This window comes from Streptomyces sp. NPDC029956, from assembly GCF_055574655.1.
Window position 1 is genome coordinate 174,318 of the sequence record NZ_JBVHZJ010000010.1, and the last position, 20,945, is coordinate 195,262.

Below are 20,945 nucleotides of genomic sequence, written 5' to 3' on the forward strand. Positions count from 1 at the left end.
GTTCGGGTGGTTCGGCTCTGGCCACGACTCGCGAGACGTAGCGTCTCGTACGCTGCTAGATTGGCCCCATGTCCGACACCAAGGCCCCTGACGCCTCCCGCCGCAGCGAGCGCTCCCGCCGCGCCATCTTCGACGCCGCCCTCGCCCTCGTCTCCGAGACCGGCTACGCGAAGACCACCATCGAGGGCATCGCCGCCCGCGCCGGGGTCGGCAAGCAGACGATCTACCGCTGGTGGCCCTCCAAGGCCGCCGTCCTCCTCGACGCCTTCCTCGACCTCGCGGCGCGGGCCAACGAGGCCCTCGGAGGGGACGCCGACAGTGAGATCCCCGACACCGGCGACCTCGCCGCCGACCTCAGGTACGTCCTGCGCGCCACCGTCGACGAGATGAACGACCCCGCCTTCGACGCCCCCACCCGCGCCCTCGCCGCCGAGGGCATCGTCGACCCCGAGCTCGGCGCCCGCTTCACCGAGGCGCTCCTCGAACCGCAGCTCCGGTACTACGCCCGCCGCATCGAGGCGGCCCAGGCGGCCGGCGACGTGGACCCCGGCATCGATCCCCGGATCGCCCTCGAACTGCTCGTCGGACCGCTCCACCACCGCTGGCTCCACCGCACCCTGCCGCTGACCCACGCGTACGCCGACAGCCTCGTCGACCTCGCCCTGCGCGGGCTCGCGCCCAGGGCCTGAGACGCCCGTCGCACCCCGGTTCCACACCCCGGTTCCGCACTCCGGTCACCCAGGGCGCAGGATGGTGGGACCATGGGCAGAGCCGAACGGGCGAGCATGAGGTGTGAGGGGATAGATGGGCGACGGGATCGACCGCTACCGCGGCACGGAGAGCAAACTCGCACAGTGGCTGCGCAGGCGCCCGAAACGCACCGCGGCCGACGACGAGAACGACCGCGAGAAGCTGCTCCTGGCCGTCGCCGCCGCCGGGCTGCCCCTCGCCCCCGCCGCGTATCCCGTCGGCTACAGCTGTTCCTGTGAGCGGATCGGCTGTCCCACCCCCGCCCGGCACCCGGTCTCCTTCGCCTGGCAGACGCAGTCGACCACCGACCGCGCCCAGATCGAGCGCTGGGCCCGCAACGAGCCCGAGGCGAACTTCATCACCGCCACCGGCATGGTCCACGACGTCCTCGACGTGCCGCTCGCCGCCGGCCGCGCCGCCCTGGAGCGCCTCCTCGCCGAGGGCGTCGAGGTCGGACCGGTCGCCGAGTCCGCCGACGTCGACCCGGTCGGCGGACGGATGCTCTTCTTCACCGCCACCCGCGGCACCCCCGAGGACGAGGACGAGTGGTGGCCGTGTGAGCTCGACTGCCACCCCGAGACCATGGACGAGCACCCGGGGCTCCGCTGGCACTGCCGCGGCAGCTACGTGCTCGTGCCGCCCGCCCGGCTTCCCGGGGACGAGAGCGCCCATCCGGTCGTCGCCTGGCTCCGAGGCCCCGAGCACCCGCTTCCCGACCCGCTGAACCTTCTGGAGACCCTCCAGGACGCCTGCGCCCGCCACGCTGCCGCCCGCGAGGCGGAGGGTGACGGCGAGCACACGGCCCACGAGATCGCCTGGCCGCTGACCCGCTGACCCGCTGACCCGCTGACCCGCTGACCCGCTGACCCGCTGACCCGCTGACCGCTGACCTGCCGACGCCGCGACGCGGCGACCTGCTGACCGCCCGACGCGGTGACCCCGTCGGCGGGGCGACCCGCTGAGGAACGGTCCGAGCGGCGGCCTGCGCGGCGGCCTGCGCGGCGGCCTGAGTCGGCGCCCGAGCAGACGCGCGAGCCGGGACGGCCCGTCCAGCGGGCGACCGGGCCGCTACGAGCCCTGCGCGCCCACCACGCCCTGGAGCCGGGCCCTGATCGTGACCCCGTCGCGGTCGGTGCCCGCGGGCTTCACCAGGACGGCCTGGTTGGACACCCACTCCTTGGTGACCGTGTTCTTGACCTCGCCGGTCAGCAGCGCCTTGATGTCGGGGTCCACCTTGGGCCGGTAGCCGGGAGCCGCCGTCTGCCGCTCGAAGAACCGCGTCGCGAAGAAGACGAACGCGCCGCCGTCCTTCGTCCGCAGCCCGAGCGGCGCGAAGTCACCCTGGTCCGCGACCCGGTCCAGGTACTGGGTGGCGAGCCCCGGACGCTTGGCGCCCTTCTGCCGCTGCTCCCGCAGCATCGTCGTGTGCGGCCCCGCCGCGTACGGCCCCGGCTGCCCGTCCTTCAGGTACGAGACGTACGCGTCGCCGAGGTCCTCGGGCGCGACCGCGAGCGTGTCGGTGTCCGCGGCGACCGGCACCGCGTACCCCTCCTCCTCGGCGAACTCGGGCACCTGCGACGGGCTCAGGATCACCAGGTGGGCGGCCTCCCACAGCTGCTGGGGCCCGTTGCGGACGAAGACGACGAGCCAGCGCTGGTCGCCGGCGCCCTCGTCGGTGTCCGTGCTGGGGTCGGTGTCCGCGAGGAACCAGCGCGGCCAGCCCGCCTTCCTGGGCAGCACGAAGCGCGCGTCCGACAGTTCGAGGGGGCGGTGGTTCGGGTTGGCGCCGGGGGACGTCACCGCACGCGCGCGCAGACCCGCCTGGTTGATCTCGCCCAGCGGACCGGTGACCCGGTCCGTGGACAGGGCCGGGTCATGGGCCTTGTCGGCCCGGTTGTAGGCGGTGGTGAAGTCGGCGAGGGCCTGCGCGGCCTCGGCCTGGGTGGCCGGCGGCATCAGGGCGAGTTCACCGTGCACGGTGACGCAGCCGCTCGCCGTCAGTGCGAGGACGGTCGCGGCCGCCGTCGCCGCGAGCAGACGTACGGGACGCGCGGGGCGCGCGGCTCTCGTGGACCGTTCTGCCGACAGCCGCTCAAGCGGTGGTCTCGGCGCTCGCCTCAGCGTCAGCCTTCTCATCGGTCGCCTTCTGCTTCTTCACCCGCACGGACGGACCCGACCCTATCGGGGCCAGGAACAGCGCGAGCGTCGGGACCAGATACAGCGCCCACACCGTGACCTGAAGGACCGTCGGGTTCGGCTGGAAGTTGAAGACGCCCTTGAGGAGCGTGCCGTACCAGCTGTCCGGCGGGATCGTCGCCGAGATGTCGAAGGCCTTGTCCGCGAGGCCGTCGAGGAAGCGGGCCTCCTGGAGGTCGTGCACGCCGTACGCGAGGACGCCCGCCGCCACCACGACCAGCATCCCGCCGGTCCAGGTGAAGAACACGGCCAGGTTGATCTTCAACGCGCCCCGGTAGAACAGCCAGCCGAGGAGCACCGCCGTGGTCAGTCCGAGGAGGACACCGATCAGCGGGGCGGACGTGCCGTCCGAGGAGGCCCGTACCGACGCCCACACGAACAGCGCCGTCTCCAGGCCCTCGCGGCCCACGGCGAGGAAGGCGGTGGCGACCAGTGCGCCGGTGCCCATCTGCAGGGCCGCGTCCAGCTTCCCGTGCAGCTCGGCCTTCAGATGCCGGGCGGTGCGCCGCATCCAGAAGACCATCCAGGTCACCAGGACCACCGCGACGATCGAGAGCGAGCCGCCGAGCAGCTCCTGCGCCTCGAAGGTCAGCTCCTGGGAGCCGAACTCGAGACCGGCGCCGAAGGCCAGGGCCACCCCGACGGCCACGCCGATGCCGATCCAGATCGGCTTCAGCGCGTCCCGCCGGCCGGTCTTCACCAGATAGGCGATGAGGATGCAGACGACCAGGCTGGCTTCGAGGCCCTCGCGCAGGCCGATCAGATAGTTACTGAACACGCCGGTTCCCTCCCGGGGTTGCGTGGAGTGTCACGAGAACAGCGCCCGGCCCCACCAGTCGTCCTTGTCCCGGACGCCCGGCGGGATCGCGAACAGCGCCGAACCCACGTGCTGGATGTACTCGTTGAGGGCGTCCGCCCGTGACAGGGAGCTCTGCACCGGGATGAAGCCGGTCCGCACGTCCTTCTGGTACGCCAGGAAGAACAGTCCTGCCTCCAGGCGGCCGAGACCGTCCGTGCCGTCGGTGAAGGAGTAGCCGCGGCGCAGGAGGGTCGCCCCGGCGTTGGTGTCCGGGTGGGCGAGCCGGACGTGGGAGTCGGGCTTCATCGCCTTCAGGAACGGCTCGTCGTGCTCCTTGGCCTTGCCGACGGGCGCGCCCTCGCGCTTGTCGCGGCCGAAGATGTCCTCCTGCTCGGCGAGCGGGGTGCGGTCCCAGGTCTCGACGTTCATGCGGATGCGGCGGGCGACGAGGTACGAGCCGCCGTCCATCCAGGCGGCCGGTCCCGCGGCGTCCTCCCCGGAGACCCAGACGTGCTTCGCGAGCCGCTCGGTCTCGGTGCCCGCGATGTTGCGGGTGCCGTCCTTGAAGCCGAAGAGGTTACGGGGGGTCTGGGCGTCCGGGGTCGTCGAGGACGTCTTGCCGAAGCCCAGCTGCGACCAGCGCACCGCGACCTTGCCGAAGCCGATCCGTGCCAGGTTCCGGATGGCGTGCACGGCGACCTGCGGGTCGTCCGCGCACGCCTGGACGCAGAGGTCGCCGCCGCTGCGTGCCGGATCCAGGTTGTCGCCCGGGAACCTGGGCAGCTCCACCAGGGCCCCGGGCTGCCGGTCCTTCAGCCCGAAACGCCCGTCGAAGAGCGTGGGGCCGAAGCCGATCGTGAGGGTGAGGCGGGACGGCTTGAGGCCGAGGGCCTCGCCGGTGTCGTCCGGCGGCGCCTCCGGGAGGCCGCCGTACGCGCCCTCGCCGACCTCGGCCCCGGCCGTCATGCGCTCGGCCGCCCGCGTCCAGTCCTTGAGGAGCTGGACCAGCTCGGCGCGGTCGGTCGTCGTCACGTCGAAGGCCGCGAAGTGCAGCCGGTCCTGGACGGCGGTGGCGATGCCGGCCTGGTGCGGGCCGTGGAAGGGGACGGCCGCGCCACTGTCGGCGACCGGTACGGGGGTGTCCCCCTCCCCGGTCAGCAGGGCGGCGGCGCCGCCCGCCGCGGCGGCACCGAGCGCGAGCCCGGCACCGCCCAGGGCGATGACCGTGCGCCGGGAGGGCGCGGCGGACCCGGCCGCCGGCGCCGACTCCCGGGTCTCCTGGATCTCCTCGGACATGTTCGCGTCTCCCCGTGCTCGGCGACCGTTACTTGACGACGGCGGCGGCGAGCTTGGAGAGCGGCTCGGCCAGCGCGTTGACGCCGTCCGACAGCTCCTTGCGCTCGGGCTTGCCGACCTTCTCGTACGAGGTGAAGACGTAGCTGTTCTTGTCGGTGCGGTACTTGTCGAGCAGCGTGTTCAGCGCGGCGAACTGCTTCTCCAGGTCGGCGACGAGCTTCGGGTCGTTCTTCGTGGCGACCGGCTTGAGCAGGTCGAAGGACTTCTGAGCGCCCTCGACGTTGGCCTTGAAGTCGACGAGGTCGGTGTGCGAGTAGCGCTCCTCCTCGCCGGTGACCTTGCCGGAGGCCACCTCGTCGAGGAGCTCCTTGGCGCCGTTGGCCATCGAGGTCGGGGTGATCTCGGCCTTGCCGACCCGCTTCACCCAGTCCGCGAGGTCCTTGTCGAGGAGGCCGGCGAGCTCCTTCTCGCGGTCGCCGATCTTCTTGTCCTGCCAGAGCGCCTTCTCCAGACGGTGCCAGCCCGTCCAGTCCTTCGCCGGGTCCTGACCCTCCTCGAGGCCGTCCTCGCGGACGTCGACCTTGGGGTCGATGTCGCCGAAGGACTCGGCGACCGGCTCGGTGCGCTCCCAGCCGATCCGGGACTCGGCGTAGGCCTTCTTCGCGGCCTCGACGTCACCGGCGCGGACGGCGTCGGTGAAGACCTTCACCTTGGGCAGGGTCGCGTCGGCCTGCGCCTGGACGTACTGGCGGTAGGCGGCGACGGCCGCGTCCATCTCGGGGGAGCGCTTGACGCCGGCCGCGCCGCCGGTGGCCTTGACCTTCTGGCGGATGCCGTCGCCGACCATGCCGGGCTTGCAGGCGATCTCGTAGTCGCCGGACTTGATCTCGGCGGTCAGGCTCGCCTTGGTGCCGGGGCCGATGTTCTCGCGCTCGGTGACGATCCGGTCGTCCGGGTAGAGGACGTAGACCTCGGTGACCTTGGAGCCGCGGTTCTCGACGGACAGCTGCACGTGGCCCGCCGGGAACTCGTTCTTCGAGACCTCGCAGGAGTCGTCCTTGGCGACGACGGTGATCGTGCCGTCGTCCGCCTTGGCGTCGCTCTTCTCGGTGCAGCCCGTGACGGCGGCCAGGGCCGCCGCGGTCGCTGCGGCGGTGACGACGGAGAGGCGAACGGCGCGCATGGGGACTCCAGAAACACGGGGACGGGGACTGAGGCGGACCTAACTTAACCGAGGCTTACCTCAGCCATACCCGGTCGTCCAGTGATTCAGCTCTCAGGTCCGGCGGACCGGACACGGCGGGATCACAGGGGCTTCATGGGGTTCTCATAGAGTGGTCAAGGGCGGGTCAAGGGAGGCGAATTGTCCTGTTTCCCCGCTCCTCGAGGGTGGCGTCGATCCGTTTCGGCACGACGAGCGGGACGCCGGTCCGCGGGTGCGGGAAGACCTCCACCGGCTGCCGGTAGACCCGGCTCAGCAGCTCCTCCCCGAGGACCTCGGAGGGAGGTCCCTCCACCGCGATCCCGCCGCCGTGCAGCACCCCGACCCGGTCCGCGTGGGCCGCCGCGAGCCCGAGGTCGTGGAGCACGGCCACCACCGCGTCCCCCGCGGCCGCCCGCTCCCGGCAGATCCGCAGCACCAGTTCCTGGTGGCGCAGGTCGAGCGCGGCCGTCGGCTCGTCGAGCAGCAGGAGGCCGGTCCGCTGGGCCAGGACCCGGGCAAGCGCGACCCGGGCCCGCTCGCCGCCCGACAGCGCGGAGAACGGGCGCCCGGCGAAGGCCTCGATCTCGGTGGCGGCCATCGCCTCGGCGACCGCCGCCTCGTCCTCGTCCTCCCGCTCGGTCCCCGCCCACGGGGCCCGGCCCATCCGCACCACGTCGGCGACGGCGAAGGGGAAGGAGAGCGCCGCGTCCTGCGGCAGCACCGCCCGGCGCAGGGCGAGTTCGCCGGGCGTCCAGCCGGCCGCGGGCCGGCCCCCGATCCGTACCTCTCCGGCGGTCGGCGCGAGATCGGCGGCGAGCGCGGCGAGCAGGGTCGACTTTCCGGCCCCGTTGGGCCCGACCAGGGCGAGGACCTCTCCGGCCCGCACGCCGATGCCGACGGCGTCCAGCACGGCCCGGCCGCCGCGTTCGACCCGTACGCCGACGGCCTCGGCGACCGTCTCGCCCGGCGCGGCGGGGGAGGGCAGTGCGCGCGTGCGCCGGTGCGCGAGGGCGGGGAGCAGCCCCCGGAGTCGTACGGACGTCATGCCCAACCACCTTGCCTGCGACGGGTCCTGCGCAGCAGCCAGAAGAAGAACGGGCTGCCGAGGAGGGCGGTGAGGACGCCCAGGGGGAGTTCGGCCGGGGCCGCGACCGTACGGGCCGCGAGGTCGCCGGCCGCGAGGACGACCGCGCCGCCGAGCGCGCTGCCCGGCACCAGGAAGCGGTGGCCCGGGCCGTTCGCCATCCGCAGCAGATGCGGGACGAGCAGGCCGACGAAGGTGATGATCCCGGCCACCGCGACGGCGGCCGCCGTCAGCAGCGCCACCACGAGGACCAGGGCGACCCGCAGCCGCTCCACGTCCACACCGAGGTGCCGGGCGGGCCGCTCGCCGAGGGCGAGCAGGTCGAGCCGGCGGGCGTAGAAGGGGGCGACGGCGAGGCCGACGAGTGCGCACGGCAGCACGGCGAGGACCTTCGGCCAGGTGGCCTGGGCGAGCGAGCCGAGCTGCCAGAAGGTGATCTGGGTGACCTGCGCGTTGTCGGCGAAGAAGATGAACAGGCCGATGAGCGCGCCTGCGAAGGCGTTCACCGCGATACCGGTGAGGATCAGCGTCACCACCTCCGTACGGCCGCCGGAGCGGGACATCGCGTACACGAGGAACACGGTCGCGAGCCCGGCGGCGAACGCGCAGACCGTCACCGTCCAGTTGCCGACGAAGGTGAGGCCGAGCGCGATGGCGCCGACGGCGCCGACGGCCGCGCCCGCCGAGATGCCGATGACACCCGGCTCGGCGAGCGGATTGCCGAACACGCCCTGCATGAGGGCGCCCGCGCAGCCGAGCGAGGCGCCGACGAGGACGGCGAGGACGACCCGGGGGAGCCGGATGTTCCACAGGACGCTCTCGGCGGTGCGGTCGAGTGCGTGTCCGCCGAGCCCGATCCGGTGCTGCGCGGAGGAGAGGACGTCGCCGAGCGGGATCCGGTACGCCCCGATCCCGGCGGAGAGCAGGGCGAGGAGCAGCAGGACGCCGAGGAGGCCGGCGGTGAGGAGGGCGGCGGTGCGCGGCCGGGCGGCGGGAGGAGCGTGCGTCGACGGGTCCCTGCCGGGTGCCGGCGGGGTCTCCTGGAGCGCCGTCACTTCTTCTCCCCGTACAACTGGCCGACCAGGGACTTCAGGACCTGGTCGGTGCGCGGGCCGTAGTTGAGGAGGACGCCGTCGTCGACGGTGACGACCCGGCGGTCGGCGCCGGCCGGGGTCTCGGCGACACCGGGCACCTTCACCAGGCCGTCGATCCCGCCGACGGAGGTGAGTCCCTTGCTCATGACGAGGATCGCGTCGGGCGCGGCCTTCGCCAGGGCCTCGCTGGTGATCGGCGTGAAGTCCTTGGTGAGGCCGGACTCCTTGCCCGCGTCGATCGCCCCGGCGGCCTCCAGGAGCGAACTCGCGCCGGACTCGGCGCCGCCGAGCAGATAGACGGCGGCCGTGCCGCGGACGTAGAGGAAGGCCACCCTCGGCTTCTCCTCGCGGGCCGGGATGTCCTTCCGTACGGCGTCGATCCGCTCCTGGGTGCGCTTCCTGAGCGCCGTGCCGGAGTCCGGGACGCCGAGGGCGGCGGCGACCGCGTCGATCCGGGTGCCCACGTCGGCGAGTGCCTTCGCGGGCTTCACGACGACGAGCGGGATGCCCGCGTCGCGGATCTGGGCGATGGCCTCGGCCGGTCCCGTGGTGCCCTCGGCGAGGACGACGGTGGGCCGCAGCGAGAGCACGCTCTCGGCGGAGACGTCGTGGGCGCGGGTCACCACCGGGAGCTTCGCCGCCTGTTCGAAGGTGGCGGTGATGTCCCGGGCGACGACCTTCGGGCCGAGCCCGAGGGTGAAGACGATCTCGTTGAGGGAGCCGCTGAGCGGCACGATCCGGTCGGTGGAGGTGACGGTGACCGTGCGTCCGTCGGCCGAGGGGACGGTGACGGGGAGCCGGGGCGCGACCGGGTCGGCGAGCGGCTCGACCCGGTCGCGGGCTGTGGTGGACGCATGGTTTCCGGATGGGTTGCTTCCGCTTCCGCTTCCGTTTCCGGTCCCGTCACTGCCTGCGTCACTGCAGCCGGTCGCCATGAGGGCGAGGGTCAGCACTGCTGTCAGCGCTCCCGCGAGGCGAGTTCTGCGCACCGGACACCGTCCTGTCGTTCGTTCCGCTTCGTACTGCCGTGGTGCTGGTCGGACGAGTTCGTCGCCGGGGGATTCCAGCCGAGGCTCGACGTAGTTTAGGTTAGCCTTACCTTACTCGCCAGCCCTCGGAGGGGTTCCATGATGCTGTCCAGACCCGCCCGCGCGCTCGCCGTGACCCTGTTCGCGGCCCTGCTCGCCGCCCTCGTCCCGGCCGGCACCGCCCGCGCGGAGAGCCGCACGGTGCAGGGCGGACGGCTCGACTGGGGCATCAGGTCCTCCTTCCAGAGCTACGTCACCGGGCCCATCGCCCAGGGCAGTTGGGGCCTCACCGGCGGAGCCGCCACCATCGGCGGAAGCCAGTTCCGCTTCCACTCGGCGCAGGGCTCGTACGACCCGGAGACCGGCGCCTTCGAAGCCGCCTTCTCCGGCGGCGTCCACTTCACCGGCCACCGCAAGGCGGACGGCACGAACGAGCTCGACCTCACCCTCAGCCGCCCCCGGGTCCGGATCCAGGGCGGCAGCGGCACCCTCTACGCCGACATGGCGAGCAAGGCCAAGGGCAGCGGCCGGACGACCGTCTCCTCCCAGGTGCCGCTCGCCACCCTCGACGTCGGGGGCGTCGACATGCGGGGCGGGGGCAGCCCCGTCTCGCTCAGCGGCGTGCCCGCCACCCTCACCGCGCAGGGCGCCGGCGCCTTCGCCGGCTACTACCCGGCCGGTACGGCGCTCGACCCCGTCAGCCTCACCGTCGACGTACGGGCGCCGAGGACGACGCCGGGCACGACCACCGCGCCGGGCGCCGAACCGGCCGGGAAGCCCGCCACGACGCCTTCCGCCACGACGAGTCCGGCCCGCACGGCCCCGGCCGCCGGAAGCCTGACCACCGCCGCCGTCGACTGGGGCGTGCGGCGCACCTTCCGCGAATACGTCACCGGCGCCGTCTCCCAGGGGAAGTGGACCCTCGCCGACGGCGCCCAGGACGGCGGCGCGCTCTTCCGCTTTCCCGGCGGCAAGGGCACGTACGACCCGAGGAAGGGCACTCTCGACGCCGCCTTCACGGGCAGCGTCCGCTTCACCGGCGCCCACCTCGACCTCACGCTCGGCAAGGTCACCGTGAAGGTGAGCGGCGGCACCGGCACCCTCGGCGCCGACGTCACCAGCGCGGGGAAGACCGAGAGGGCCGTTCCCCTCGTCACCTTCACCGCCCGCGGTCTCACCCCGGAGAACGGCCTCGCCGTCGTGACCGAGGCACCCGCCACCCTCACCGAGGGCGGCGCTGAGGCCTTCGGCGGGATGTACAGGGCCGGGACCGCGATGGACCCGGTGTCCCTGGCCGTCGCCGTCGACACCCAGGCCCGGCTGCCCGCGCTCCCGGACCTCGGGAGCGAGGCGAAGCCCACCCCGCCGACCACCCCGCCGACCGCCCCGACTCCGGCCGCTTCGGCCGCTCCCGCCCCGGCCGCGGCCTCCTCGACCTCCTCTTCCTCCACCGGCCTGTACCTCGCGATCGGCGCGGGCGTGCTGCTCGCCGCCGTGCTCGCGGTCTTCGTCGCCGTCCGCCGTCGACGTACCGGCGCCACTCCCACGGCCTGAACTCCCACGGCCTGAATTCCCACGGCCTGAACCCCTGAATCCCCCGCGCGCGCACCCCCCTTCGCGCCCCGCGTCCCCCTAGGAGAACCCCGTCATGCCCACCCCCTTGCGCCACCGATCCGTCACCCTGGCCGCGGCCGTCGCCACGGCCGCCGCCCTCGGCACCGGCGCCGTCGCCCTCGCGCTCCCCGCGGCGGCCGACACCGCGCCCCCGACGACGCTCAGCGACGGCACGCTGGACTGGGGCATCAAGCAGTCCTTCCGTACCTACCTGGCCGGTGGCTTCGCCCAGGGCAGGACCACCCTCGAAGGCGGCGCCAAGCAGGCCCCGGACAACGGCGTGTTCACCTTCGTCGACGGAACCGGCACGTACGACACGACCACGCACGCCACCGCCAACGCCTTCAAGGGCGGCGTCCGCTTCGAGGCCCACCACGGCGCCCTCGACATCCGGATCTCCGACGTCCGGCTGTCGACCAGGGGCACGGCCGCGCCCACCGGCGAGATCACCGCCGACGTCGTCACCAAGGAGAAGGACGGCTCCGTCTCCACCCGCTCGGACATCGCCATCGCCGCGCTCGACATGACCGGTGTCCGGCCGGCCCAGGGCGCGGGCGGCGCCATGACGTTCAAGGACATACCGGCGAAGCTGACGAAGGACGGCGCCGCGGCCTTCGCGGGCTTCTACAAGGAGGGCGACGAGCTCGACGCCGCCACCCTCACGGTGAAGGCGGCCGGCCGGCCGACCGCCCCGCCGACCACCGTGCCGCCCACGACGGAGCCGCCGACCACCGCCCCGACCACGACGGCCCCGACGACCGCCCCGACGAGCACGGCCCCCACCAGCCCCGCGCCGACCACCACCGCGCCCACCGGCCCGGGCCCGACCGCGACGCAGCCGACCGACCCGGCCACGACCGCGCCCGCCACGACTGCCCCGGCCACCACGCAGCCGACCGGCGACCCCTCCGGCGTCGTCGACGGCAAGCTGACCTGGGGCGTGAAGCAGAGCTGGCAGAGGTACATCGGCGAGATGTGCGGCGGCACGGTCACCGCATCCGGCGGCGCGAAGAAGCAGGGCACGTCCTACACGTTCGGCTTCGTCAAGGCCGACCTCGACGCCGAGGCCCGCAAGGCCGAGGCCGCCTTCTCCGGCAAGCTCGCCTTCGTCTGCGCCGCCCACGACATCAACTGGACCATCAGCGACGTGAAGGTGAAGGCGAGCGGCTCCACCGGCACCCTCACCGCCGACGTCACCAGCGCCCGGGGCGCCCAGAACGACGTGGCCCTGGCCGACCTGGACCTGTCGAAGTCCGACTGGGCGGCGAAGGACGGCGTCGTCACCCTCGCGAACGTTCCGGTCAGGCTGACGGCGGCCGGCTCCGCCACCTTCGCCGCCCCCGGCGGCCGGGGCGGCTACCCGACCGGCACCGAGATGGACCCGCTGACCCTGACCCTCTCGCTCGACGAGGACGCCACGCTGCCTTCGACCTCCGGCGGGACCGGCGGCTCCGGCTCCACCGGCACCAGCGGCGGTGGCACGGCCGGCGGCTCGTCCACCACGGGCGGCGGCGCAACCGTCGGCGGCGCCGGTACGGTCGGCGGCTCCGGCTCCCTCGCGGCGACCGGCGCCGGCGCCCCGACCGGCCTCCTGCTCGGCGCCGCGGGCGCCCTCGCCGCGGCCGGAGCGGCCGTCGTCGTCGCCGTACGCCGCCGCGCCACGGAGTCCTGAGCCACCACCACGTCCTCGGCGCATCCACGAGGAACCGCCCCCCCCGAAGAGGCAGGACCGCACCCGATTCCCGGGTGCGGTCCTGCCGGCGCGTCGCGAAATGGTTCAATTTCCGCCATGAACACGACCCTGCCCAGCGCCGCCACCGACATCGACGTCCTCCGGGTCTTCTGCGCGGCCGACGGCCGGCACGGCAACGCCCTCGGAGTCGTACGCGATGCCCGTACCCACCCCGACGAGGCCTCCCGGCAGGCGCTCGCCAAGGAGCTCGGGTTCAGCGAGACCGTGTTCGTGGACGACCCCGAGCGCGGGATCGTCGACATCTACACGCCCGGCCTGCGGCTGCCCTTCGCCGGACACCCGCTGGTCGGCGCCGCCTGGCTGCTCGACCTCGAGGTCGTCGTCCCGCCCGCGGGCGAGGTGTGGGTGCGCGGCGACGGGGAGTTCACCTGGATCGAGGCACGTGCCGAGTGGGCGCCGCCGCGGACCCTGCGCCAGTACGGCTCCGCCGCCGAGGTGGAGGCGCTCGACGTGCCGGAGCCGGGCGAGTGGATCTACGCCTGGGCCTGGGAGGAGGAGGCCGCCGGCCGGATCAGGGCGCGCGCCTTCCCGGGCCGGGGCGACGGCATCGACGAGGACGAGGCGACCGGCGCGGCGGCGCTGCTGCTCACGGCGGAGCTGGGACGGGCCCTGAACATCACGCAGGGCCGGGGTTCGCAGCTGCTCACTGCCCCCGGCCCTGACGGAATCGTGGAACTCGGCGGACGGGTCCGCCTGGAGGGGACCCTCACGCGCTGAGCGCGGGAAGGTCCCGAAGGCTCACGCGCTGAGCGGGAACTCCCCGCCCAGCTGGTGGAAGACCGCGCTGTTGAAGGCGAACGCGCGCTTGCACTCGTCGACGATCCGCTGCTTCTCCAGGTCGTCGGCGTTCACCCCGTCGAGCAGCTCCCGGTAGCCCCGCTTGAACGCGGCCGGGTTGGAGATCGTGTCGAACACGTAGAAGCGGACGCCGTCGCCCTTGCGGGCGAAGCCCCAGGTGCGCTCCGCCTTGTCGCGGATGATCTGACCGCCCGACAGGTCGCCCAGGTAGCGCGTGTAGTGGTGGGCCACGTACCCCGCGGGCCAGTCACGGGCGCACTCGGCGACCCGCTCGGCGTACGCGACGGTGGCGGGCAGCGGGGAGACCCCGGCGCGCCAGCCGGGGCCCCGCAGATGGGCGAGGTCCTGCTCCAGGGCGGCCGTGCGGAACAGTTCGGGCTGTATGAAGGGCCCCGCGACGGGGTCCGAGCGCAGGGCCTCCGCGCCCTCCTCGAGGGCCCGGTACACGAACCAGAGCTGCTCGGTGTAGCGCGCGTAGGCGTCGACGGCCAGGCGTCCGCCCAGGAGGTCGCCCATGAAGGACGACGTCTCCGCCTCCGTGTGCTGCTCGTGCGAGGCCGTACGGATGAGCGTGGAGAAGGGCGTGTCCAAAGCGTGCCTCCGGGACCGATGGGACGGGAACCAGTGACGATCCTGCCAAGTTAGGCTTACCTAAGTCAACTGGTTCCCGACGTCCTGTCGGTAAAGGCTCTACCCAATCGAACGGCTAGGGCAACGTCAGGATCTCCGCCCCGGTCTCCGTCACGACGAGCGTGTGCTCGAACTGAGCGGTCCGCTTCCGGTCCTTGGTCACGACCGTCCAGCCGTCGTCCCACATGTCGTAGTCGTGGGTGCCGAGCGTCAGCATCGGCTCGATGGTGAAGGTCATGCCGGTCTTGATCTCGGTGGTGTGGTGGGGCGAGTCGTAGTGCGGGACGATCAGGCCGGAGTGGAAGGACGAGTTGATGCCGTGCCCGGTGAAGTCACGGACGACGCCGTAGCCGAAGCGCTTGGCGTACGACTCGATGACCCGGCCGATGATGTTGATCTGGCGGCCCGGCCTGACCGCCTTGATGGCCCGGTTCAGGGACTCCCGGGTCCGCTCCACGAGCAGCCGCGACTCCTCGTCGACGTCGCCGCAGAGATAGGTGGCGTTGTTGTCGCCGTGGACGCCGTTGATGTACGCCGTGACGTCGAGGTTCACGATGTCGCCGTCCCGCAGGACGGTGGAGTCCGGAATGCCGTGACAGATGACCTCGTTGATCGAGGCGCACAGCGACTTCGGGAACCCGCGGTAGCCGAGGGTCGACGGGTAGGCGCCGTGGTCGCACATGTACTCGTGCGCGACCCGGTCGAGCTCGTCGGTGGTGACACCCGGGGCGATGTGCTTGGCGGCCTCCTCCATCGCCTGTGCGGCGATGCGGCCGGCGATCCGCATCCGCTCGATGGTGTCGGAATCCTGCACCTCGGGCCCGCTGTACGGGGTCGGGGCGGGCTTTCCGACGTACTCGGGGCGGCGGATGGAGCCCGGAACGGAACGATGGGGGGAGAGCTCCCCCGGGACGAGAAGCGACTGGCCAGACATGCCAGCGAGTCTAACGACCGGGTCTGGGGCAGCATGGTCTCGGAGGAAGGAGCCGACGACGATGGCTTTGTTCAAGAAGCGCACCGCGGGCAAACCGGGCGAGTGGTACTACTGCCTGGAGCACAAGAAGGTCGAAGAGGGCCCCGACTGCCCGGCGAAGAACCGCTTCGGCCCGTACGCCAGCCGCGAGGAGGCGGCCCACGCGATGGAGACCGCCCGCGAGCGGAACCTGGAGTGGGAGACCGACCCGCGCTGGCACGACAAGGCGGGGAAGCCGGAAGCGCAGGAGCCCCCGGACTAGGCCCTGTCCGAGAGCCGGGAAGTGGCCGGGGACCCGGCCGGGATCGTTCGCACGGTCCCGGCCGGGTCCCGCTCTCCTCGCCTAAGGGCGCGCGGCCTCCCGCCCCGCCGCCTCCTGCTGTGCCGCCTCCTGCTGAGCCTTGCGGCGCAGCGAGTCCTCGTCGGTCTCGGAGTCGTACGTGAGGAGCTTCGGCAGCGCGAGGCAGAGCAGGCTCACCGAGGCGACGCAGGCCACGCCGCCCGACCAGACGGCCGACCGGGTGCCGGTCCAGCCCGCCATCGCGCCCGCCCTGACCTGGCCCAGCTGCGGGCCGACGCTGTACGAGAGCACCTCGATGCCCGCGAGCCGGCCGCGCAGCTCCTCCGGGATCGTCTGGTTCCAGATCGTCGCCCGGCCCAGACCGCTCAGCATGTCGCCGGCCCCGGCGAAGGCCAGGCAGAGCAGGACCAGCCAGATGTTCCCGAACCAGCCCGCCGCCGCGATCGCCAGACCCCAGCCGGCGGCGCCCGCGACCACGAGCAGCCCGTGCCGGCGCACCTTCGACGTCCAGCCGCTGGTCAGGCCCAGCACCAGCGAGCCGACCGAACCCGCCGCGTACATCAGGCCGAGCGACCAGTCCGCGTCCAGATCGTCCGCGAGGAACGGGAAGATCGTGTTCGGGAAGGCGAAGAACATCGCCGCGAGGTCGACCGCGTACGTGCCGAGCAGCACCGGCCGCGACCAGGCGTACCGCGCGCCCTCCGCGATGCCCCGCAGCGAGGGCTTCTCCGCGTCGTGCGCGGGCGGCGCGGGGGAGAGCCGGCGGCACAGCAGCACCGAGGCGGCGAAACCGACGATCGTCACCCCGTACGCGGGCGCGTGACCCGCGTACGCCACGACCAGGCCCGCGAGCGCCGGGCCCGCGATCGACCCCATCTGCCAGCGCAGTGAGTTCAGCGCGGCCGCCGCGGTCTGGTGCTCGTGCGGCACGATCCGGGCCAGGAGCGAGTCCAGGGCCGGCCGCTGGAGCCCCGCGAGCGCCGAGACCCCGGCCGCGACCACGTACAGCGGCCAGAGCATCGGGGTCGGGAGCAGCGAGTTGACCAGCAGGATCGCGGCGAGCAGACCGAGACCCGCCTCGGTCAGGAGGATCACCTTCCGCCGGTCGACCGCGTCGGCCAGCGCCCCGCCGTACAGGCCGAAGACCACCAGCGGCACCAGCTCGACCGCGCCCATCGCGCCGACGGCGAGCGGCGAACCCGTGAGGTCCTTGATCTGCAGCGGCAGGGCGATCATCGCCATCGCGCTGCTGAAGTACGTGACGAGCCCCTGCACCCAGAGGAGCCGGAAGTCCCGGGACGCGCGCCACGGCGCCAGATCGGGCAGGAGCGCGGAGAGCTTCGCGAAGGCAGGAGACACGAAAGGCCATGCTCCGGTGACGAACCGGACGAGGCAAACGATTTTCCTGTCTCCTCTCCTGGCTGCGCCCGCTCCTACCAGCGCGCCGGCGGTGGTGCCGTCAGCCGGTCCGCGAGGTCCGAGAGACGGTCGCGGAAGCGGCGGTTCCCCCGCGGTGACGGCAGGCTGTTCTCGCCGGCGGCCGCGCTCACCAGATGCTGCACCGTGTCCAGGTCGACCTCCGCCCCCTCCGCCACCGTGAGCGTCTCGTGCGCCAGCCCGCACACCTCCTCGTCGCCCCCGCCGAGCGACAGCACCGTCGCCCCCGCCCGCCGGGCGTCGTGCACCCGCTGCAGCAGCCCCGGGTCCGGCCGTTCCGGCGCCACCATCAGCAGCGTCGCCCCGCGCCCCGCCGCCTCCAGCCGACCGAGTCCGACCGCCAGATGCGCCGGATCCCCCGGCCGCACCCGGTGCCGTACCAGCGTCGGCGTCAGCTCGGGGATCCCCGACCAGGCCGACTCGTCGACCAGGTGCGCCGCCAGGTGCCAGGGCTCGTACTCCTCCGTGCCGACCAGGAGCAGCCCGCCCCGGTGCGGGACGACCGAGGACCGGAGCGCGCCCGCGAACCGCCGGGCCGCCCGTGGCCACTCCGTCCCGGCGAGCACTTCCCGCAGCAACGCGACCCGTACGGCATCCATGGCCCCGCATCCTGCACCAGACAGGGCCCCGCGCGTGGCCGGTTGCGGTGGTTCCACCCGTACGGGAGCGGTCCCGGCGTGCCGACCGCTCGGTAATGTCGGGTCCATGACTTCCTCGACTCCCAGCACCCCCGTCCCCAAGGCCGCCCCCAAGGACCCGTGGGACCTCCCCGACGTCTCCGGCCTCGTCGTCGGCGTCCTCGGCGGTACCGGCGACCAGGGCCGCGGCCTCGCCTACCGACTGGCCAAGGCCGGCCAGAAGGTGATCATCGGCTCCCGCGCAGCCGACCGCGCCCAGGAGGCCGCCGGTGAGATCGGCCACGGCGTCGAGGGCGCCGACAACGCCGAATGCGCCCGCCGCAGCGACATCGTGATCGTCGCCGTGCCGTGGGACGGGCACGCCAAGACCCTGGAGTCACTGCGCGAGGAGCTCGTGGGCAAGCTCGTCGTCGACTGCGTCAACCCGCTCGGCTTCGACAAGAAGGGCGCCTACGCCCTCAAGCCCGAGGAGGGCTCCGCCGCCGAGCAGGCCGCCGCGCTCCTCCCGGACTCCCGCGTCGCCGCCGCCTTCCACCACCTCTCCGCCGTCCTCCTCCAGGACACCTCCCTGGAGGAGATCGACACGGACGTGATGGTCCTCGGTGAGGAGCGCGCCGACGTCGAGCTCGTCCAGGCCCTCGCCGGCCGCATCCCCGGCATGCGCGGTGTCTTCGCCGGCCGGCTGCGCAACGCCCACCAGGTCGAGTCGCTCGTCGCCAACCTGATCTCGGTCAACCGCCGCTACAAGGCCCACGCCGGGCTGCGCGTCACCGACATCTGAGCCGCTTCCGGGCAGGACGCCCGAGCCGGTCCGGGCCGGACGGAGGGCATGGGGGACACTGGACGGGCACAGCAGCCGTACCCGGACAGGAGCCGACCCCCATGCCCCGCCTCGCCCTCTTCGCCCTCGTGGTCTGCGCCCTGGCCGTCACCGCGGCCGTCGTCTCCTTCGTCGAGGGCAGTTTCCTCGGCGTCGTCTGGGTCCTGATCGCCGGTCTGTCCTCCAACATGGCCTGGTACTACATCCGCCGCGCGAAGGTCGAGAAGGCCGCGAGCGCCGAGGCACAGACCGGCGCCTGAGGCGGTCCCGGCACCGGCCCGCTCCGGCACAGACCGGCGCCCCCGCATCAGACCTGGCAGAACTCCGGCGTCTCCTGCCAGAACCGGAACAGCTGCGAGCCGCAGTAGCGGGACAGTTCCGGCACACCCAGCGACCGCATCAGCGCGTCGATCGCGTCGAAGAAGCCGTCGTTGACCGCCGGCACGAACAGCAGCGCGATCACGATGAAGAAGCCGTACGGCGCGTACGGCTCGATCTGCCGCTTCACCTTGTACGACAGCCAGGGCTCGACGATCCCGTACCCGTCGAGGCCCGGCACCGGCAGCAGGTTCAGCAGCGCCGCGGTCACCTGGAGGAACGCCAGGAAGGCCAGCGCGAACTGGAACGCGAGCGGGACGCCGTCGAGCGCGTCCAGCCAGAACGGAGCCGTGCAGACGAGTGCGAACAGCACGTTCGCGAGCGGGCCCGCCGCCGAGATCAGGCTGTGCTTCCAGCGGCCCTTGATCCGGCCCTGCTCGATGAAGACCGCCCCACCCGGCAGGCCGATGCCGCCCATGATCACGAACAGCACGGGCAGGATGATGCTGAGGACGGCGTGGGTGTACGCCAGCGGGTTCAGGGTCAGATAGCCCTTCGCACCGACCGTGATGTCACCGCCGTGCAGGGCCGTACGGGCGTGCGCGTACTCGTGGAGACAGAGCGACACCACCCACGCCGAGGTCACGAAGAGGAAGATCGCCAGACCGGGCAGGGCGGCGAAGTCCGTCCACACCGCCCAGCCCGTGACGGCCATGACGGCGAGGATCGCCAGGAAGACGGGGCTGATCCGCCGTTCGTGGCGCCGGGTGGTGGCCGTGGTCATCGCGGGAGCTCCCAGGGGACGGAGGTGGCGCCGTTCGGTGCCTGATGTGCGGGAAACGTATCGGGTGACGGGGCGAGTTCCGGAGTCGGGGACCCTCTCACGGAGAATGGGCCCGTGCACTACTCCGTCCTCGGCCCGACGCTCGCCCGCACGCCCGACGGCACCGACGTGGCCGTCGGCGGCCCGCGGGTCCGTGCGCTGCTCACCGTCCTCGCCCTGCGGGCCGGCCGGACCGTGCCCGTACCGGACCTCGTCGACGAGGTGTGGCACGGCGACGAGCCGCCCGCCGACGCCGTCGCCGCGCTCCAGGCCCTCGTCGGACGGCTCCGCAAGGCCCTCGGCCGGGACCGGATCGTCTCCGCCGAGGGCGGCTACCGGCTCGACGCCCGGCCCGAGGACGTGGACACCCGCCGCTTCGAGCGGCTGGCCGCCGAAGGCGTGGCCTCGCTCGGCGCCGGGGACCCGGCCCGGGCCGCCGTCCTCCTCGACGAGGCCCTCGGGCTCTGGCGCGGGCCCGCCCTCGCCGACCTGCCCGACCGGGACGCGGAGGCCCCCCGCTGGGAGGCCCGCCGACTCGACGTCCGCCGGGCCAGGCTCGACGCCGCCCTCGGGCTCGGGGAGGCGCCCACGGCCCTCCCCGAACTGACCGCCCTCTGCGCCGCCCACCCCCTGGACGAGACCCTCCAGGCGCTGCGGATCCGGGCCCTGCGGGACACCGGACGTGCCGCCGAGGCCCTCGCCGCGTACGAGTCGGTCCGGCGCGCCCTCGCCAACCGCCTCGGTACGGACCCCTCGCCGGCCCTGCGCGCCCTCCATACGGAGCTGCTCGCGGGACCGCGGACGCCCGAGCCCGCACCCGCACCGGCGCCCGGGAAGGAGAAGGCCGCGGCGAAGCGGGAGGAGACCTCCGTCCGGGGCAACCTGCGCGCGCGGCTCACCAGCTTCGTCGGCCGCGACGAGGAGATCGCCGCCCTCCGGGACGACCTGCGCACGGCCCGGCTCGTCACCCTGCTGGGGCCCGGGGGCGCGGGGAAGACCCGGCTCTCCCAGGAGGCGGCCGAGCGAGGCGCCGCCGACGGGGCCTGGCCGGACGGCGTCTGGGTCGCCGAACTCGCGGCCGTCACCGACCCGGAAGCGGTGGTGGAGGCCGTCCTCGCGGCTGTCGGCGCCCGTGAGACGGTGCTGCGCGGCGCCGGAGCCGAGGAGCTGAGGGCCGGGGACGACCCGCTCGGCCGACTCGTCGAGCACTGCGCGGGCCGCCGGATGCTGGTGCTCCTCGACAACTGCGAGCATCTCGTGACGGCCGCCGCCGCACTCGCCGAGACCCTCCTCGCCCGTTGCCCGGAGTTGCGGATTCTTGCGACGAGCCGGGAGCCGTTGGGGGTGCCGGGGGAGGTGGTGCGGCCGTTGGGTCCGTTGCCGGTGGGG

General features: G+C 73.2%; 21 protein-coding genes. 9 read left to right on the forward strand and 12 right to left on the reverse strand.

Annotated features, from left to right (window positions below):
* The first annotated feature begins 68 nt into the window (after positions 1-68).
* Together ACZ4XX_RS11155 and ACZ4XX_RS11160 are read left to right on the forward strand one after the other, a co-directional pair.
* A complete protein-coding gene (locus ACZ4XX_RS11155) occupies positions 69-689 on the forward strand; it encodes a TetR/AcrR family transcriptional regulator (RefSeq protein ID WP_468507652.1) in 621 nt (206 codons plus the stop codon).
* 115 nt (positions 690-804) lie between these two features.
* Entirely contained in the window at positions 805-1,584 is a 780-nt protein-coding gene (locus tag ACZ4XX_RS11160) for a bifunctional DNA primase/polymerase (RefSeq protein ID WP_468507653.1), read from the forward strand.
* A 234-nt stretch (positions 1,585-1,818) separates the two neighbouring features.
* On the opposite strand, the gene ACZ4XX_RS11165 is transcribed toward ACZ4XX_RS11160, so the two are convergent.
* The 7 genes from ACZ4XX_RS11165 to ACZ4XX_RS11195 form a co-directional block, all read right to left on the reverse strand.
* On the reverse strand, positions 1,819-2,886 hold the full coding sequence (locus tag ACZ4XX_RS11165; protein WP_468507654.1) for an SCO2278 family lipoprotein: 1,068 nt from the start codon (positions 2,884-2,886) through the stop codon (positions 1,819-1,821).
* Entirely contained in the window at positions 2,843-3,724 is an 882-nt protein-coding gene (gene efeU, locus ACZ4XX_RS11170) for an iron uptake transporter permease EfeU (protein WP_468507655.1), read from the reverse strand. The genes ACZ4XX_RS11165 and efeU overlap by 44 nt, the downstream gene beginning before the upstream one ends.
* 30 nt (positions 3,725-3,754) lie before the next feature.
* Positions 3,755-5,041: an iron uptake transporter deferrochelatase/peroxidase subunit gene (gene efeB / locus ACZ4XX_RS11175; protein ID WP_468507656.1), complete on the reverse strand. Its 1,287-nt coding sequence runs from the start codon at positions 5,039-5,041 to the stop codon at positions 3,755-3,757.
* Between the two features lie 28 nt (positions 5,042-5,069).
* Complete coding sequence (gene efeO / locus ACZ4XX_RS11180; protein WP_468507657.1) at positions 5,070-6,224, reverse strand: iron uptake system protein EfeO; 1,155 nt, start codon at positions 6,222-6,224, stop codon at positions 5,070-5,072.
* A 166-nt stretch (positions 6,225-6,390) separates the two neighbouring features.
* Positions 6,391-7,290: a heme ABC transporter ATP-binding protein gene (locus tag ACZ4XX_RS11185; RefSeq protein ID WP_468507658.1), complete on the reverse strand. Its 900-nt coding sequence runs from the start codon at positions 7,288-7,290 to the stop codon at positions 6,391-6,393.
* The gene (locus ACZ4XX_RS11190) at positions 7,287-8,384 is read right to left on the reverse strand and encodes a FecCD family ABC transporter permease (RefSeq protein WP_468507659.1); all 1,098 of its coding nucleotides are present in this window, start codon (positions 8,382-8,384) and stop codon (positions 7,287-7,289) included. The genes ACZ4XX_RS11185 and ACZ4XX_RS11190 overlap by 4 nt, the downstream gene beginning before the upstream one ends.
* Positions 8,381-9,412, reverse strand: a complete 1,032-nt coding sequence (locus tag ACZ4XX_RS11195; protein ID WP_468507660.1) for a heme/hemin ABC transporter substrate-binding protein — start codon at positions 9,410-9,412, stop codon at positions 8,381-8,383. Before ACZ4XX_RS11195 ends, ACZ4XX_RS11190 begins: the two co-directional genes overlap by 4 nt.
* A 138-nt stretch (positions 9,413-9,550) precedes the next feature.
* Here ACZ4XX_RS11195 and ACZ4XX_RS11200 point away from each other — a divergent pair, with 138 nt between their 5' ends.
* From ACZ4XX_RS11200 to ACZ4XX_RS11210, 3 genes are all read left to right on the forward strand, one after another.
* Positions 9,551-11,005, forward strand: a complete 1,455-nt coding sequence (locus ACZ4XX_RS11200) for an HtaA domain-containing protein (RefSeq protein ID WP_468507661.1) — start codon at positions 9,551-9,553, stop codon at positions 11,003-11,005.
* A gap of 94 nt (positions 11,006-11,099) precedes the next feature.
* Positions 11,100-12,737, forward strand: a complete 1,638-nt coding sequence (locus tag ACZ4XX_RS11205) for an HtaA domain-containing protein (protein WP_468507662.1) — start codon at positions 11,100-11,102, stop codon at positions 12,735-12,737.
* Positions 12,738-12,854: 117 nt separating this feature from the next.
* Complete coding sequence (locus ACZ4XX_RS11210; protein WP_468507663.1) at positions 12,855-13,535, forward strand: PhzF family phenazine biosynthesis protein; 681 nt, start codon at positions 12,855-12,857, stop codon at positions 13,533-13,535.
* A gap of 21 nt (positions 13,536-13,556) precedes the next feature.
* Here the strand turns inward: ACZ4XX_RS11210 and ACZ4XX_RS11215 are convergent, their stop codons facing one another.
* Positions 13,557-14,207, reverse strand: a complete 651-nt coding sequence (locus tag ACZ4XX_RS11215) for a biliverdin-producing heme oxygenase (RefSeq protein WP_468507664.1) — start codon at positions 14,205-14,207, stop codon at positions 13,557-13,559.
* Between the two features lie 115 nt (positions 14,208-14,322).
* The gene (gene map / locus ACZ4XX_RS11220; RefSeq protein ID WP_383590518.1) at positions 14,323-15,180 is read right to left on the reverse strand and encodes a type I methionyl aminopeptidase; all 858 of its coding nucleotides are present in this window, start codon (positions 15,178-15,180) and stop codon (positions 14,323-14,325) included.
* Positions 15,181-15,241: 61 nt separating this feature from the next.
* Here map and ACZ4XX_RS11225 point away from each other — a divergent pair, with 61 nt between their 5' ends.
* Positions 15,242-15,481 (forward strand): hypothetical protein, encoded by a 240-nt coding sequence (locus ACZ4XX_RS11225; protein ID WP_468507665.1) that lies wholly within the window; start codon positions 15,242-15,244, stop codon positions 15,479-15,481.
* 81 nt (positions 15,482-15,562) lie between these two features.
* Here ACZ4XX_RS11225 and ACZ4XX_RS11230 read toward each other — a convergent pair whose 3' ends face one another.
* Together ACZ4XX_RS11230 and ACZ4XX_RS11235 are read right to left on the reverse strand one after the other, a co-directional pair.
* The gene (locus ACZ4XX_RS11230) at positions 15,563-16,879 is read right to left on the reverse strand and encodes an MFS transporter (RefSeq protein WP_468507666.1); all 1,317 of its coding nucleotides are present in this window, start codon (positions 16,877-16,879) and stop codon (positions 15,563-15,565) included.
* Between the two features lie 74 nt (positions 16,880-16,953).
* Positions 16,954-17,556 (reverse strand): hypothetical protein, encoded by a 603-nt coding sequence (locus ACZ4XX_RS11235; RefSeq protein ID WP_468507667.1) that lies wholly within the window; start codon positions 17,554-17,556, stop codon positions 16,954-16,956.
* A 106-nt stretch (positions 17,557-17,662) separates the two neighbouring features.
* On the opposite strand from ACZ4XX_RS11235, the gene npdG reads away from it, so the two are divergent.
* Both npdG and ACZ4XX_RS11245 read left to right on the forward strand, forming a co-directional pair.
* Entirely contained in the window at positions 17,663-18,376 is a 714-nt protein-coding gene (gene npdG / locus ACZ4XX_RS11240; protein ID WP_468507668.1) for an NADPH-dependent F420 reductase, read from the forward strand.
* 101 nt (positions 18,377-18,477) lie between these two features.
* The gene (locus ACZ4XX_RS11245) at positions 18,478-18,675 is read left to right on the forward strand and encodes a hypothetical protein (RefSeq protein ID WP_468507669.1); all 198 of its coding nucleotides are present in this window, start codon (positions 18,478-18,480) and stop codon (positions 18,673-18,675) included.
* A gap of 47 nt (positions 18,676-18,722) precedes the next feature.
* Here ACZ4XX_RS11245 and ACZ4XX_RS11250 read toward each other — a convergent pair whose 3' ends face one another.
* Complete coding sequence (locus ACZ4XX_RS11250; RefSeq protein ID WP_468507670.1) at positions 18,723-19,517, reverse strand: site-2 protease family protein; 795 nt, start codon at positions 19,515-19,517, stop codon at positions 18,723-18,725.
* Positions 19,518-19,631: 114 nt separating this feature from the next.
* Between ACZ4XX_RS11250 and ACZ4XX_RS11255 the strand changes: the two genes are divergently transcribed.
* Positions 19,632-20,945, forward strand: a 1,314-nt coding sequence (locus ACZ4XX_RS11255) for an AfsR/SARP family transcriptional regulator (RefSeq protein WP_468507671.1), incomplete at its 3' end; no start/stop codon positions are given.

Excerpts from the sequence above, each read along its gene's own strand:
- efeO (WP_468507657.1), bottom strand. The coding sequence starts at position 6,224 with ATGCGCGCCGTTCGCCTCTCCGTCGTCACCGCCGCAGCGACCGCGGCG.
- ACZ4XX_RS11210 (WP_468507663.1), top strand. The coding sequence starts at position 12,855 with ATGAACACGACCCTGCCCAGCGCCGCCACCGACATCGACGTCCTCCGG.
- ACZ4XX_RS11165 (WP_468507654.1), bottom strand. The coding sequence starts at position 2,886 with ATGAGAAGGCTGACGCTGAGGCGAGCGCCGAGACCACCGCTTGAGCGG.
- ACZ4XX_RS11200 (WP_468507661.1), top strand. The coding sequence starts at position 9,551 with ATGATGCTGTCCAGACCCGCCCGCGCGCTCGCCGTGACCCTGTTCGCG.
- ACZ4XX_RS11160 (WP_468507653.1), top strand. The coding sequence starts at position 805 with ATGGGCGACGGGATCGACCGCTACCGCGGCACGGAGAGCAAACTCGCA.
- ACZ4XX_RS11250 (WP_468507670.1), bottom strand. The coding sequence starts at position 19,517 with ATGACCACGGCCACCACCCGGCGCCACGAACGGCGGATCAGCCCCGTC.
- ACZ4XX_RS11245 (WP_468507669.1), top strand. The coding sequence starts at position 18,478 with ATGCCCCGCCTCGCCCTCTTCGCCCTCGTGGTCTGCGCCCTGGCCGTC.
- efeB (WP_468507656.1), bottom strand. The coding sequence starts at position 5,041 with ATGTCCGAGGAGATCCAGGAGACCCGGGAGTCGGCGCCGGCGGCCGGG.
- ACZ4XX_RS11185 (WP_468507658.1), bottom strand. The coding sequence starts at position 7,290 with ATGACGTCCGTACGACTCCGGGGGCTGCTCCCCGCCCTCGCGCACCGG.
- map (WP_383590518.1), bottom strand. The coding sequence starts at position 15,180 with ATGTCTGGCCAGTCGCTTCTCGTCCCGGGGGAGCTCTCCCCCCATCGT.
- ACZ4XX_RS11155 (WP_468507652.1), top strand. The coding sequence starts at position 69 with ATGTCCGACACCAAGGCCCCTGACGCCTCCCGCCGCAGCGAGCGCTCC.
- ACZ4XX_RS11235 (WP_468507667.1), bottom strand. The coding sequence starts at position 17,556 with ATGGATGCCGTACGGGTCGCGTTGCTGCGGGAAGTGCTCGCCGGGACG.
- ACZ4XX_RS11225 (WP_468507665.1), top strand. The coding sequence starts at position 15,242 with ATGGCTTTGTTCAAGAAGCGCACCGCGGGCAAACCGGGCGAGTGGTAC.
- ACZ4XX_RS11205 (WP_468507662.1), top strand. The coding sequence starts at position 11,100 with ATGCCCACCCCCTTGCGCCACCGATCCGTCACCCTGGCCGCGGCCGTC.
- npdG (WP_468507668.1), top strand. The coding sequence starts at position 17,663 with ATGACTTCCTCGACTCCCAGCACCCCCGTCCCCAAGGCCGCCCCCAAG.